The following is a 14,395-nucleotide window of genomic DNA, read 5'->3' on the forward strand; positions in this document are numbered from 1 at the left end:
AACGGAGGCGTCGCTGTTAAAGGAGATGATCTTCAACCCATTCGAAAGAGTACTTCTTGCCGTCTCCTTGATAGAGTTTCTCTCGGATTTCTTCTCCGATTCCGGCTACATAGATTAATTTACCGTCACGAATAATCTTAGGCACCCTCCCTCTTTCATACTCGGGAATATTCATCTCTTGGTAAAGAGCTTTTAATGTCTTTGAAGGTCTTAATTTTTTTATTTTTATGCGAGTACGGGATTTTTTAGCCAAAGTAAACAGAAGCGGCTTTTCCTTCAGGTAACAATCCTCGAACCCGTCCGGACTTTCAACAAACCGCAAAGTTCCCGCTAATCCCTTGAAGCGCATCTCCTTTTCGCCGTTCCAAGTAAATTCAACGGAATAATCCGGATTTTCATCAGAAGTCACCTCTCTTATAAGAAGAGTTCTTCCATTCACAACGATTGACTTTTTGCCTTGTGAGCGAAGGCATATTGCCTTTTTCTTGCTCTCTCTAATCTGTCTGAGGATTTCCTCAAGTCGAGTGCGCGGAAGCGGAGGAAATTCTTTTTTCTGCAGCCACAATCTGAATACTCTGGCTTGGAGCGGAAGAGAAAATTTCTGCCACCTGTCTAATCGGACATTTCCTTCCTCGTCTGAACACTTTTGAAGCGCTTTCTCATCAACATCATTCAGGATTTGGGAGGTTTCTCCCAAAATTTCAATGCTGCGGCCAGCGGCAGATTTAAATCCTGCCCTAGCTCGTTCAAGCTCCGGAATGACATTCAGACGCAAAAAATTTCTAAGATAAGATTCGTCAGTGTTACTGTCATCCTCCACCCAGCGCATATGTTGGCTTCTTGCATACGTCTCAAGGCGTTTTCTGGGAATCTTCAAAAACGGACGGACGACGGGAATTTTTCCTTCTTTGATGTAAGGCATACCTATCAAACCGCTAAGCCCCGAACCTCTCATCCATTGAATCAAAAAGGTTTCGATTTGGTCATCTAAATGGTGTGCCGTCACAATAGCAGAACAGTTTTCAACCTCCGCTACTTCATTAAGCGCCCTGTAACGCAAAGTTCTGGCCTCGGCCTCAAGCCCTTGTTCTTTGCTGCGAATAAAAACGTCTTTTTCTACGAACTCAACATTAAGCTTCTTTGCTCTGGCTTTGCATTTAGCCGCCCATTTATCCGCATTGGGAGAAATGTGGTGATTAACATAAACACAGATTACTCGGCCTTTCAAAGGTGATTCATACCCAGCGATGGCTTTAAGGAGACTAACGGAGTCACAGCCTCCCGAGACTGCCACGACAAGATCTATTTTCTTATTAACGAAACTCTCTAAGCCGTCACCGCGTTCAGAGAGATCCTTATAGAGCTTTTCTATAGCAGCGTTAACCTCTTTAGCAGCACTGGGCACTATGCTCATCTTTCTCGTTATCCTTGTTCAGAAAAACTACCGAAATTCATTAACTTCCGATGTCGGTTCTCCAAAAGTTCCTCTACAGACATTCTCTTGAGAACTCGGAGTGATTCATTTAGGTTCCGTTTTAAAGTAGCGGACATTGCAGCAAGATCGCGATGAGCTCCGCCTACAGGCTCAGGAATAACTTTGTCGACCAAGCCCAGCTCTTTTAATTTAGGTGCAGTCAAGCACAAAGCCTCGGCCGCTTCCGGGGCTTTCGCCGCACTCTTCCAAAGAATGGAAGCGCACCCTTCGGGAGAAATCACGGAATACGTACTGTTTTGAAGCATCTGTAAAACGTCGCAAACTGCAATCGCCAGAGCTCCTCCGGAGCCGCCTTCTCCAATGATTGTAGTGATAATCGGAACTCGGAGCTGGCTCATTGCATATAAGTTATGTCCGATAGCTTCCGACTGGCCTCTTTCTTCCGCCCCGATTCCGGGATAGGCTCCCGGGGTATCAACAAAAGTAAACAGAGGAATGTTGAATTTTTCCGCAAGCTTCATCAGTCGTAATGCTTTGCGATAGCCTTCCGGACGGCTCATGCCGAAATTTCTCAAAGTTCTTTCCTTGGTATCGCGCCCCTTCTGATGACCGATAACCATCACACTGTGACCGTTAAAACGGGCTAAACCGCCGACGATTGAGAGGTCGTCCGCATAGCTTCTATCTCCGTGAAGCTCATGAAAGTCGGTAAAAATGGTATTGATGTAATCAAGGGTATATGGTCTCTGCGGATGACGCGCAACTAAAGAGACATTCCATGGAGTGAGCTTGCTGTAGATATCTTTGAGAAGCTTGGTCTTTTTTCTTTCCAGCTTATCAATTTCACTTTGGATATTGATGGAATTGGGATCTTCGCTTACTTTTTGAAGTTCCGCAATTTTATCTTCCAAAACCGAAACTGGTTTTTCAAATTCAAGGTAAGTTAATTTAGCCATATTTAATATCTCACGGGCGAATTATTTAAGCTTCTCCACAAAAACCAGCTGGCAGCTGTTTTGTATGGTGCCCAGTTTTCAGAAAGTTTAAGTATTTTTATTTGCTTTTGCCGAGCATCAAGAGCCTGAAGTTCCTCAGCAGAAAAGTAAAGCTTTTCTATTGCTTTAATTATGCCTAAGTCAGCAACAGGGAACACATTCTGCCTTCCCATGGTAAAGATTAAAAACATCTCAGCCGTCCAACGTCCTACTCCTTTAATCGAGGTAAGGCTGTCAATGATTTCCTGTTCTGACATACCCTCCAATAGCTCAAAGGTGATGTTTTCTTCCAGGAAATAACGGCAAATATCTAAGATGTAATCTATTTTTCTCTCGGACAGACCGCAGCTTCTCAAAGTTCTTCGGTGTTTCTTTGCGACTCGCTGGGGAGTCATCTCAGGGCAAGCCGCCGCAAAATTTCTCCAAATTGTTTGAGCCGCTTTCGTTGAAATTTGTTGACCGATGACGGATCTAATCAAAGTTCCAAAAGGATCTTGAACTGAAGTCAGAGCTGTATGGGAGTAAACATTAATCAGCTCTGCCATCTTTTCATCACGTTTGCTTAACTCCTCACACGCTTCATTCCACCAACCGGGAAGAACCGGTGTTACTCCGGCTAAGACATCTGTCATGGTTTAGGCCTTCTTCCATTCAGTAATTCCGCCCGGCTTGTCTTCAAGAACAATGCCTTTATCCTTCAATTCCTGACGGATCGCATCTGCAGTACCAAAATCTTTGTTCTTTTTAGCCTCCTTGCGCTTCTGAATCATTTCTTCAACCCAGGCGGCATCCACTCCTTCTACTGCTCCCTTAATGAATTTCTCAGGATTCAGCTGGAGGAGCCCCAGAACTTCACCTAGCTTTTTGAGTTGGCGGGCCAATTCAGGAGACTTAGTGGAATTGACTTCATTTGCCAATTCAAACAGCACGGAGACAGCCAACGCCGTATTGAAGTCATCATCCATTGCCTCTTTAAATTTAGCTGCGTGCTTTTCATTCCAATCCAACGGCTGTTCGTCAGGAGCCACTTCTTTTAACGCATTGTAGAGACGGGTCAAACCTGTATGAGCGTCTTCAACAAGAGCAGAAGAAAAGTCGATAGGGCTTCTGTATTGAGACTTAAGCAAGAAGAAACGCAAAGTTTCGTTTCCGTTTCCTTGGCCATATTGCTTGTTTGTTTCTTTCAATGCATCACGGATAGTCCAGAAGTTTCCTAAAGACTTGCTCATCTTCTCTCCATTGACGCGAAGAGGCCCCGAGTGCATCCAAGTGTTTACGAATTTCTTGCCCGTTGCCGCCTGGCTCTGAGCAATCTCGTTTTCGTGGTGAGGGAACTTCAAATCAGGACCGCCTGCATGGATATCGATTGTCTCTCCGAGAAGTTCGCATGCCATTGCGGAACATTCGATATGCCAACCCGGTCTTCCCTTACCCCATTTGCTATCCCATTGCGGTTCACCGGGTTTTGCTTTTTTCCATAACACGAAATCTAACGGATCACGTTTTGTCTCATCAATTGAAACTCGTTCTCCTGCACGAAGTTCATCAATCTTCTTTCCGGAGAGCTCGCCGTAATCCTTGAAATTACGCACGGCAAAGTCCACGTCTCCGCCTTTGTCTTGATATGCATATCCTTTTTCTTCCAACTTCTCGATGAGAGAAAGCATTTGCGGAATGTAGGCTGTAGCGCGAGGTTCGTGAGTTGGAGGAAGGCAGCCCAGTTCAGCAAAATCTTCCTGCATTCTTTCTGCATAAATTTTGCTCAGCTCTTCAGGAAGAATTCCTCTTTCGGCCGATCTTTTGATGATTTTGTCGTCTACGTCGGTAATATTTCGAACGAATTTAACCTCATAGCCGCTTTTTTCCAACCATCTTCGTGCGACATCAAAAGCGATAAAGGTCCTTCCATGACCAATGTGACAATCGTCGTAAACCGTGACCCCGCAAACATACATTCCGGCCTTCCCCGGTTCAATGGATTTGAAAGGTTCAACTTTTCGAGTCAGAGTGTTATAAATTTTTAGGGCCATAAGTCATCCTAACTATTACCGTTCTAAATGACGGGGCTTCGCTCCCCGTGGTTCTAAGGTTACAATCTATTGATTATAAGTTTTGTTCAATGACTTTGGATAGTTAAGAAATGCGCATTTCGAAATTAGTTTCCCTTCTTTGCTTCTCCTTGCTGCTAGGCTCCGCCTCTTTGACATCAACGCAGGCCCAACTTTTTCAGCCTGAAGAAAATGAAGTTATCAATCCGGTAAGGGACGTCAACCAACTAATTTATCGCGGCAAACGTGCAGATGCCTTAGCTCTTGCAGAAAAAGAGATTGAAAACAATCCTAAGAACGTTCAGCTCCGATTCATCCGCGGCGTCATTCTCTCCGACCTCAAGAGAAACAAGGAAGCAAAAGAAGCTTTTGAAGAACTGATTCGAGAATATCCGGAAATCGCCGAACCTTACAACAACTTAGCTGTACTTTATGCAGGGGAAGGAAATCTGGGCCGTGCCAAAGAACTGTTGGAACAAGCCCTTTCCAACAATGCCAAGTCCTTTACGACCTACAACAACCTCGGTGACGTATACCTTGCATTGGCAGCCCAATCTTACGGGGAAGCCTTAAAGCTTTCTCCGAAAAGCAAAAACACCAAGACAAAATTAGAAACGATTAGAGAGCTCTTAAGTAAGTAATTTTGTCCATTTTCTTTTTGCTGCTAATACAATCCAAAGATTGGCTCAAGGAAGCCAGGAAATTTATTAGGTTTTGAATATGATATTTAATAAGAAAATTATTGCTTCTGCAGTCATTGCATTAGCCGTCTGTACAGGTGCTTATGCCGGACAGAAGGTTGCAATCAATACCACTGAAGGCAGAATCGTAATTGAGCTTGATGAACAAAAAGCTCCTAAGACCTGCGCTAATTTTTTGAATTACGCCAAGGAAGGTTTTTACACCAACACTATTTTCCACCGTGTGATTCCGGGATTCATGATTCAAGGGGGCGGTTTTACTGCCTCCATGCAGCAGAAAAAAACTCATGCTCCGATCCCGCTTGAAGCTAAAAACGGATTGAAAAATAACGTAGGAACCGTGGCCATGGCAAGAACCAATGATCCGAATTCTGCTACAAGCCAATTCTTCATTAATGTTAAGGACAACGATTTTTTAAATGCCTCTGCCTCCAATGACGGGTATGCTGTTTTCGGTCATGTCGTCTCCGGCATGGATACCGTGAGAAAAATCGTACGCCAGCCGACAACCTCAAAGGGCTTCCACGACGACGTTCCTGTAAGACCTATCGAAATTAAGTCTGTTGAAATTTTGAAATAAAGAAGGAAAAACAAATGATTCGTTTAACTACAAACTTCGGCGTCATCGACGTTGAACTGGATTTCAAAAACGCTCCTGTTACAGCCGCTAACTTTGAACAATATGTCAAAGACGGTTTTTACAACGGCGTTATTTTCCACCGTGTTATTCCCGGCTTCATGATCCAGGGAGGCGGCTTTACTCCCGACATGGTTCAAAAAGAAACAAGAGCCCCGATCAGAAACGAAGCTAACAACGGCTTAAAGAACGACAAGTACACCATTTCTATGGCCCGCACAAGCGATCCTCACTCCGCTTCCGCCCAGTTCTTCATCAACGTTGCTAACAACAACTTCTTAGACTTCCGCAGCGAAACTTCCCAAGGTTGGGGTTATGCAGTTTTCGGAAAAGTTGTCGCTGGGGAAGAAGTTGTTGATAAGATCGCCCAAGTTAGAACAACAAGTCATTTCCCTCATCAGGATGTTCCTGCTGAAGATGTGATTATCGAAAAAGCAGAGGTGATCTAAGTGTCTTTTGATGGCATCGCTCCTATCAATTCTTGTGTAAAGCAGCTTCCCGCTCTGGGAAAGCCTGTGTTTATTGCAGACCTTCATTTGTCTAATGACAAACAAGCTACGAAAGAAGCGTTTTTCCAGTTTTTAAGGCGAGATGCCATCAAATTCAATGAACTGATAATTTTGGGTGATTTATTTGAATTCTGGGCAGGTGACGACCACATTGACGCCTTCCCGGATATTATCAACGCCCTTAAGAACTACAGGCTTTTAGGAAAAAGCCTGTACGCAATGCACGGCAATCGGGATTTTCTTTTAGGAAAAGTCTTCGAGAAACAAACCGGCGCAATCCTGATTTCCGATCCGGTTGTCACCTACGCAGGCCACGAAAGGATACTGCTTTCTCACGGCGATGAGTGGTGCACCCTCGACAAGGATTATCAACAGTTCCGCTCTACACTCCGAAATCCCGATGTGCAGGTTTCCATTCTGCAGGAAAAACTGAAACACAGAATCGACTTAGCCAACAGCCTTCGAGACCAAAGCAAAGACGAGAATACTCATAAAAGTTATGAATTAATGGATGTCGTTGTCCATGATGTAGCCAGAGCAGCGCGCCAGGCAAATGTAGCTACTGTCATTCACGGGCATACTCATAAACCCGCTCATCACACTCACGTCAATGACGACTTCCGTTTTGACCGTTGGGTACTTCCTGACTGGGATTTTGAAAACGGCAAGACCAGAGGCGGATATTTAAGCTATGAAGGCGGCTTCCTTCATTTTGAACGTCTTTCATAAGCTCTCTTACCTATGCTCATAGATTCACATTGCCACATCGACAGCCCGGAGTTTGTCGAAGAACTTCCTCGCATTTTTTCTGAAATGGAAAAGAATAATGTGAAAGGCGCATTGACGGTTTGCTGTGCCTTAAGAGAGTTTCCTCGCTGCCTTTCATTTTCTAAATCTCACAAAAATATTTGGTGCTCCGTCGGAGTTCATCCGAGCACGGATGACGACATTTCCGAGGCAACGATTGAAGAGCTGGTTGCTCTTTCAACCGATGAAAAAGTAGTTGGAATAGGAGAGTGCGGACTCGACTATTACTACAACTCCGAACCTTTGGACTGGCAAAGAGAAAGATTTGCACTTCATATTCAGGCAGCAAGAAAAGCCAATCTGCCGGTAATTGTTCACTCCCGCGATGCCAATGAAGATACGATGAGAATTCTTCAAGACAATCACGCAGAAGAATGCGGATTTGTCCTTCATTGCTTCTGTGGTGATCAAAAGATGGCCCAAGTTGCGTTGGAAATGGGCGGCTACATTTCGTTTTCAGGTATTGTGACGTTTAAAAATGCGGTTGATATTCAAAGCGTTGCTTCGTCTATCCCGCTTGAAAGAATATTAGTTGAGACAGATTGTCCTTATTTGGCTCCCGTGCCATTTAGAGGAAAGCGAAATGATCCGTCTAAAGTAATTTACGTAGCGAAAAAAATTGCTGAGCTTCGTTCGATTTCTTTAGAGGAGGTCGAAGAAGCCACGACAGAAAATTTTTTTCGACTTTTTAGTAAGGCTCGGTATGAAGGTTAAAAGATTTATTTTGACGGTCGCGGCGACCATTTTTGTTTCCGGAGCAGCTTTGGCTTCTTCTTATGAAGATGCCATTGATGCAGCCCTTAATAACCGTCCTGACGATCTAGCCCCGCTTCTTAAACAAGGTTTTGATCCCAATACGGCAACTCCGGGCGGAAACGCTGATCCTCTTTTATCCCGCGCAATCCGCAATAAGTCCTATGATGTAATCGACTTACTTCTCAATCAAAAAAATATTGATTTGAACAAACCGAATGTGCTGTATGAAACTCCCTTGATGCTTGCTATTTTTTATAAAGAAAATGGTATCGCAAAGAAATTATTAGCTAAGGGAGCTTCCGTTAATAACCCGGGACACTGGACTCCCCTGCACTATGCAGCTGCCTCAAGCAACAACGAAATTATTCCGCTGCTTCTGAGAGGCGGAGCAGATCTCAACGCAAGAACTCTGCGCGGTATAACTCCCTTATATATGGCGGCAAGAGACGGAAATGCAGAAACCGTGAAACTTCTCTTAAATGCCGGTGCCCGGAAAGATTTTTGCAACAATGATGCTTTGGCCCCTTACGATATCGCCAAACAAAGGCAGACTAACCTGGAAGTCTTAGACCTTCTCAAATACGATCACTGCCGTTAACCCACTAACTTTTTCTTCAACCCACTTGCGTGGGTTTATTTTTTTCTATGTCCTCTCCTCAAGAATTAGAACTTTTAAGTCCGGCTAAAAATGCTGATATCGGTATTGAAGCAATCTCTCACGGAGCCGATGCCGTTTATATCGGAGGCCCTTCTTTCGGCGCCCGTGCTAATGCAGGCAACAGCCTAGAGGACTTAGAAAGATTAGTTAAGTATGCACACCAATATCGTTCACGAGTTTATCTGACGTTAAATACCTTGCTGAAAGATAAAGAACTCGAACAAGCAGTAGAACTGGCCCACAAAGCCTGGAATATCGGCATTGATGCTCTAATTGTCCAAGATATGGGACTACTGATGTGTGATCTTCCTCCCATTCAGCTGCATGCCTCTACTCAATGCGATATTCGTACCGCTGAAAAGGCAAAATTCTTAGAGAATGCCGGTTTCTCACAAATCGTACCTGCCCGAGAGCTAGATCTCCACCAAATTAAAGCAATCTATGATTCTTTGGAAAAAGCCAGAATCGAATTTTTTATTCACGGCGCTCTCTGTGTAAGCTACAGCGGTCAATGCTACGCAAGTCAAGTTCTGAAAAATCGCAGCGCAAACCGCGGAGAATGCTCGCAAGTTTGCCGCCTTCCCTTCGATGTTTATGATGAGGAAGGCAAAGTACTCGGACTCAATGAGCATGTTCTTTCACTCAAAGACAACAACCAGAGTGCAAACCTTCCGGCCTTAATCGAAGCCGGTGTGAGAAGTTTCAAAATTGAGGGAAGATATAAAGATGCAGCGTATGTAAAAAATACAACGGCACATTATCGGCGTCTGCTGGATCAATTCTTGTCTCAAAACCCCTCTTTTGCTAAATCTAGTGAAGGAAAGATTGAATTTTTCTTTGATCCCGATGTCAACAACGCCTTCAATCGCGGAGGTACTGATTATTTTGTCAATGGAAGACAGCCTGATATAGCTTGTTTTAACTCTCCCAAAAAGACAGGCGACATCATAGGCAAAGTTGTCAAAATAGATAATTTTTCCGTCACGGTAAGAAGCAAACACGAATTCAATAATGGAGACGGTCTAACCTTCTGGAATGATAAAGACGAGCTTTCAGGATTCCTGGTAAATAGGGCCGAAAAAGTACCGGATGCAACCAATCTTTGGACTCTCCATACACGCGAGCATACCGGGAGGATTTCAGGATTGGCCGTAGGCATGGAGCTGATGCGCAACAAAGATGCGGCTTGGCTGAAAAAGATGAATGCCACAACCTCTCTCAGAAAGATTCCCATCAAGATTGAGGCTAAGTTTTCTGATGATTCTCTGACTGTCTATGCTTCTGACAAAGACGGAAATGTTTCAACCGTCTCGGTACCAAATAATTTTGATGAGGCGAAGAACAGAGAAAACGCTCTGACTCAAATTAAAAAATCCCTAGGTAAATTAGGCAACACTATTTTTGATTCTGACGAAATCTCCGTCGAAGGCGATACCATCAGATTTCTCCCGGCTTCGGCGGTCAACAGTCTGAGAAGAACCGTCATTGAACAGTTAGAAACCAAACGGATAAGTTCTTTTTCTAAACTGCCGAAGGCTCAGGCCAAAGAGCCCGGTGCTTTCTTCGCAGAAAACCCTTTGCTGGACTATAGAGGGAACGTCTTAAATCAAAAGGCTAGAGAGTTCTATGAGAAGCACGGCTTCAAGATAGTAGAAACCGCTTTAGAAGACGGTCACAAGAATCCTCAGGCCGAACTGATGAGATGCAAACACTGCATCCGCTACAGCTTAAATCTTTGTCCTAAAGAAGCTAGGAAGCGCGGAGAAAAAATTAAACCCACACCGCTTAAGTTAGTCAGCGGTAAAACCGTACTAATTGCCAAGTTCCACTGCAAACCCTGTGAAATGACAATTTCTTTAGCGAGTTAAATTTAGAGAAGCCCTATTCTTCGCTTCGCCAATCACGTCAAGAAGATAAGATCGAGTCGCCGAGTTTTCCGGGTAGTAACCCAGAGCTTCTGTCCAATACTTGGCGGCTTCTTCATATTTTCCTTCGTTAAAACACAAAATACCTAAGACTTCGTAAGGCCTTACATTTCCCGAGTTCATTTCAATCACTCTGGAAAGCTCTTTTTTAGCCTCAGAATAATTCTCAGGTTTTCCTGTTTCCAACATGGTCAGAGCTCTCTCCAACACGGAATCAGGATCTTCTGAAATTTTATTGGACAAAGAGAAAGCCTTATTGAAAGCTTGTAAAGCCTCGTCAGGTTTTTTCTTTTGATTAAGAAGTCTGGCTAACGTCAACCATCCTCTAACATCTTTAGGTGATTCTTTTAGATACTCTCTTAGTTTATCTTCTTCCAAAGGAGCATTTTCATCAAAGAAGACCTCTCCCCTTTCATTCCAATGAGACTTCTCACTTTCAATATGGTACCCAATCAAAGAAGGATTACCCACGTAAAGATAGATTACGATTGCGGAGATAGGAATTAGGACTCCAAGTCCTAAGAAAAATAATTTTTCTTTGGGATGACTTTTCACCGGAGCATCTAAATAATTTGCTTCTTCCAGAGCACGGCGTTCGAGCTCTTCTTTCCCCTCATCAAACTGTGCCCGGGTGATGCTGCCTCGATCTAAATCCCTTTCAAGTTCAGCTAGTTCATCTGAGTAAACATAGCTATTGAGTTCCTGCGTCTCAAATTCTTTGCGCCCTTGAAATAGTCCCTTCATTCCAACCCAAAGACATACCAGCAGTAAACCGATCATCAAGGCTGCACATATAAAAAAATATATTTGAGACGAAGAAAAAGTCATAAATCAAATTTCTTAAGTTGCGAGATCTAGAGAAGACTTTTGTCCGCTGTCAACGCTAAGGGCCGTGAAAATTGCCAAAGTCTGAAGTATAGCTACTCCAAACAAAGCTGCCATAAACATCTGGGCATCCAACAGCGGGGCAAAAACCACGGGAGACAATGACTGCCCGACATCCATTCCACAGTAGGTAAAGCCATAAACTCGGCCGATAGATTTCATTCCCAGTTTATTGATTGTGGCTTTCCTGATCATGATGTCTCGGCTAGGACTTGCGATTCCGGTGCCTAAACCCATAGCGCCCATAAATAGAATGGCCCAATAACCAGTCAAAATACAGGAAGCCAACAGTAAGGACATCAAGGCAGAAAAGCTTAACGCAATGGCCACTACTGCTCCGTTGCTGAGTTTTTCCTGATTAGTAAAGAAGCCCCCTAAGAGACAGCCGACGCCGGAACATACCAAATAAGCTGTCAATGCAGTCGAAGCACTCTTTAAATCCAGGTTATATAAATGATTAAAGATAGTTTGACTGAAACTTTGAAGAACGCCGAAGGCACCGGCGGTAAAGAAAAAGAAGAAAAAGCACTGCCAAACAGCTTTCTCGGAAAGAAAACTAAAAGCATTTCCGCTTGAAGCCTTCTTGTCAACGCTCTTATCATTACGTTGGTCGTTGGCAAACACCGAGCTTCTGGCCAATTCAACAATCAAAACGATAATTGCTATCGAAGAAGCTGCAAAGGCCGCCGCTCGCCATCCATAGTGTTCCGCTATCAAAACCATAAATAGCGGACAGATGGCCCAGCCAATATTTCCGGTGAACGTATGCCAGGCGAACGCATGTCCTAACATCGGTTTAGAGATGTTGTAATTCATCAGACTGTAATCGGCCGGATGGAATACCGAGTTGCCCGCTCCTGCTAAAGCAGCCGCTAAAAACAGCATTGCATAATTGACTGAGAGGCCCAGCACAATCGCACTAGATGCCAAAAGTACCAAACCTAGATACATTCCGGCTTTCGGGCCCGTCTTATCAACAAAAAAGCCGCTGGCCGATTGTCCTACTGCGCTCGTTACAAAAAAAGTTGTCATCAAGGCGCCGGCTTGAATGAAATTCAAGTCAAATGCTGGCATCAGCCAAGGAAACAAAGACGGAATTACTAAATGGTAGAAATGAGAACTTGCGTGTGCAATGGAAACCAAAAAGATGGCTTCAAAATCTTTAGGACTTGAAAGGTTGTTATTCATCATGGAGGCCTTTTTTTCTGATTTTACCGTCCTAAAGACTCAAAAAAGGCCTAAAGGAGTGGAGACTTCCCTTAGGCCTGAATAACTACTAATTACTTCTTAGCTTGTTGTTGACCTTGTACCTTAGCAGCAACTGCGTCTCTTAAGATCTTTGTTGCGGCCTTAGCAGAATCAGTAGCCTTAGCTAAAGAAGCCTGTGCCTGCTGCGGATTGTGGAACCATGCGCCGTTAGCAGCTGTCCACCATTCCCAGTTTGTATGAGCAACGGAGTGAAGGTCTTGAGCCTGTTTGATAGGTTCTCCTGTGATGCCAGCGTCTTTAGCTTCTCTAAAGGCGATGAACATTTGAGACATAGCACCTTCAGTTTCTCTAAGCTTGCCCATGTAGTAAGCCTTCTGAGCGTCCATGACTCGTGTCATGTGTTCTTCGGTCTTATCTTTGTGGCATTGCAGGCAAGTTTCCTGAACATAAGCTCTCGGATTGGTTGCCCAGTGAGATGTATAGGTTTCACCCTTTTCATTCTTGACCTTAGGCATATGGCATGCGGCGCAACCTACGCCTGCTTTGTCATGAGTAGAATTCCAATAGATTTCTGTATCAGGGTGCTGCATCTTAGTAAGAAGAGCGCCTGTCTGGTTGTGTTTGAAATCTTTGAAAGATGCATGTTTGTAGAAATCATCAATCTTGGTGACATCAACCAATGGGAAGAGATTGGTTCTGGCGTCATCCATCTTGATTGGCTTGCCTGTAGCAGGATCGGTACCCGGGTTGCAGTTGTATTCAACGTGGCACTGTGCGCACATCAACTTGCTGTCCGGTTTACCTAAGATAGCAATCTTTCTTGTGAAACCGCGCAGACCCATATCCTTAACGTCTACCGGAGTCTTGTTGGCAGATTCTGAGTAGAGAGTCGGATAATCAGTACGTGTAACGGCTTGGATCAAAGCATCTCTGATAACGCGCGGCTGAGCGCTGTGCGGATCATGGCAGAGGTTACAGTTCAAAGCATGATTGATGTTGCGGACAAGTTCAACGGGATTAGATGCTCTTGACCATTTTGCGCCGGCCTTAGGATCACCCAAGTAGGCCCAATCCATCATGAGGTCAGAAGACTTACATGTCCAGCAAACCGGATTGGCAGCAGCGGCAGTACCAGGTTTATGAGGTTTCTGCTGATTGTTATCCGGCATAGTGTCTTTAATCTTGTCCCAAACGCCGAAGAAACCGCCGTTTTCACCGAAGAATAACCAGCCGTCTTTAGGAACGAAACGTCCACCGAAAGAGCGATCAGCCAAGAATTGGTCAACAGCGCCGTATGCGTGAGCTCTCAAAAGGTTATGTTCCTTAGTAAAGCCGTGGGCTCCCAGTGCTTCATCAAAGAATGGGTTAGGAGCGATGCTGTCAGAATTCTTCTTGGAGTTGCGAGCAATCGAATGAGGATTTGCTTGGTACATTGTCTTGAACTGATCAGCATGGCAAGTGCCGCATTGCTGAGGATTCATAGACACAGTAGGTTTCTGTTTTGGATTCGTTAGGTGCTTATCTGTACCTTCGTGGCATGTTGCGCAAGGTAAGTTTTGATGCTTATTTCCTTGGTGCATAGCGCCAATGTTAGAGTGACAAGCCACACACGTTGCAGAAGCTGCATTTGGCTGGGCCGGAGCCTGCGCCAGAGCTGCAGAGGCCGTTCCAGAGAGAGCAAGAACCGCCAAAATAGAGAGCAGATTGTTCATCTTTCTCATGTTGTTCTCCGAGTTAGTGGGGTAAATTTTTTACCAACACTTACATTTTGATCGAGGAACTTTATTAAATCAAGCTTAACGCCTATCTCTATCACCTATTACCTTCTAT

14 protein-coding genes are annotated in these 14,395 nt (G+C 44.3%); 7 read left to right on the forward strand and 7 right to left on the reverse strand.

Annotated elements, in window-relative coordinates; translation table 11 throughout:
- Positions 1 to 16: 16 nt before the first annotated feature.
- Genes tilS through cysS form a run of 4 tightly spaced genes read right to left on the reverse strand, consistent with a single transcriptional unit; the run spans position 17 to position 4,460 of the window.
- On the reverse strand, positions 17 to 1,414 hold the full coding sequence (gene tilS / locus ACYQ4O_RS07525) for a tRNA lysidine(34) synthetase TilS (protein WP_308513375.1): 1,398 nt from the start codon (positions 1,412 to 1,414) through the stop codon (positions 17 to 19).
- 8 nt (positions 1,415 to 1,422) lie between these two features.
- Positions 1,423 to 2,391 carry an acetyl-CoA carboxylase carboxyltransferase subunit alpha gene (locus tag ACYQ4O_RS07530; protein WP_066593299.1) on the reverse strand — a complete coding sequence of 323 codons (969 nt, stop codon included), beginning with the start codon at positions 2,389 to 2,391 and terminating at the stop codon, positions 1,423 to 1,425.
- A 2-nt stretch (positions 2,392 to 2,393) separates the two neighbouring features.
- Entirely contained in the window at positions 2,394 to 3,062 is a 669-nt protein-coding gene (locus ACYQ4O_RS07535) for a DNA-3-methyladenine glycosylase family protein (protein WP_460175237.1), read from the reverse strand.
- A 3-nt stretch (positions 3,063 to 3,065) separates the two neighbouring features.
- Positions 3,066 to 4,460: a cysteine--tRNA ligase gene (cysS, locus tag ACYQ4O_RS07540; RefSeq protein WP_308513373.1), complete on the reverse strand. Its 1,395-nt coding sequence runs from the start codon at positions 4,458 to 4,460 to the stop codon at positions 3,066 to 3,068.
- Positions 4,461 to 4,570: 110 nt separating this feature from the next.
- Between cysS and ACYQ4O_RS07545 the strand changes: the two genes are divergently transcribed.
- From ACYQ4O_RS07545 to ACYQ4O_RS07575, 7 genes are all read left to right on the forward strand, one after another.
- On the forward strand, positions 4,571 to 5,119 hold the full coding sequence (locus tag ACYQ4O_RS07545; protein ID WP_308513372.1) for a tetratricopeptide repeat protein: 549 nt from the start codon (positions 4,571 to 4,573) through the stop codon (positions 5,117 to 5,119).
- A gap of 79 nt (positions 5,120 to 5,198) precedes the next feature.
- Positions 5,199 to 5,759, forward strand: coding sequence for a peptidylprolyl isomerase (locus ACYQ4O_RS07550; protein ID WP_308513371.1), 561 nt, complete (start codon positions 5,199 to 5,201; stop codon positions 5,757 to 5,759).
- Between the two features lie 14 nt (positions 5,760 to 5,773).
- Positions 5,774 to 6,265 (forward strand): peptidylprolyl isomerase, encoded by a 492-nt coding sequence (locus ACYQ4O_RS07555; protein WP_308513370.1) that lies wholly within the window; start codon positions 5,774 to 5,776, stop codon positions 6,263 to 6,265.
- The gene (locus ACYQ4O_RS07560; RefSeq protein WP_066593317.1) at positions 6,266 to 7,054 is read left to right on the forward strand and encodes a UDP-2,3-diacylglucosamine diphosphatase; all 789 of its coding nucleotides are present in this window, start codon (positions 6,266 to 6,268) and stop codon (positions 7,052 to 7,054) included.
- Positions 7,055 to 7,066: 12 nt separating this feature from the next.
- The gene (locus ACYQ4O_RS07565) at positions 7,067 to 7,846 is read left to right on the forward strand and encodes a TatD family hydrolase (protein ID WP_308513369.1); all 780 of its coding nucleotides are present in this window, start codon (positions 7,067 to 7,069) and stop codon (positions 7,844 to 7,846) included.
- Entirely contained in the window at positions 7,836 to 8,486 is a 651-nt protein-coding gene (locus ACYQ4O_RS07570; RefSeq protein ID WP_460175238.1) for an ankyrin repeat domain-containing protein, read from the forward strand. The genes ACYQ4O_RS07565 and ACYQ4O_RS07570 overlap by 11 nt, the downstream gene beginning before the upstream one ends.
- Before the next feature lie 47 nt (positions 8,487 to 8,533).
- Positions 8,534 to 10,414 (forward strand): peptidase U32 family protein, encoded by a 1,881-nt coding sequence (locus ACYQ4O_RS07575; protein WP_308513367.1) that lies wholly within the window; start codon positions 8,534 to 8,536, stop codon positions 10,412 to 10,414.
- Here the strand turns inward: ACYQ4O_RS07575 and ccmI are convergent.
- From ccmI to ACYQ4O_RS07590, 3 genes are all read right to left on the reverse strand, one after another.
- Positions 10,403 to 11,299, reverse strand: a complete 897-nt coding sequence (gene ccmI, locus ACYQ4O_RS07580; protein ID WP_308513366.1) for a c-type cytochrome biogenesis protein CcmI — start codon at positions 11,297 to 11,299, stop codon at positions 10,403 to 10,405. The two genes, ACYQ4O_RS07575 and ccmI, sit on opposite strands and share 12 nt — an antisense overlap.
- A gap of 12 nt (positions 11,300 to 11,311) precedes the next feature.
- Entirely contained in the window at positions 11,312 to 12,544 is a 1,233-nt protein-coding gene (locus ACYQ4O_RS07585) for an MFS transporter (protein WP_460175239.1), read from the reverse strand.
- Between the two features lie 92 nt (positions 12,545 to 12,636).
- Positions 12,637 to 14,286, reverse strand: a complete 1,650-nt coding sequence (locus tag ACYQ4O_RS07590) for an ammonia-forming cytochrome c nitrite reductase subunit c552 (RefSeq protein ID WP_277030274.1) — start codon at positions 14,284 to 14,286, stop codon at positions 12,637 to 12,639.
- Positions 14,287 to 14,395: the final 109 nt, after the last annotated feature.

The organism is Turicimonas sp. TL08 (genome assembly GCF_054660695.1).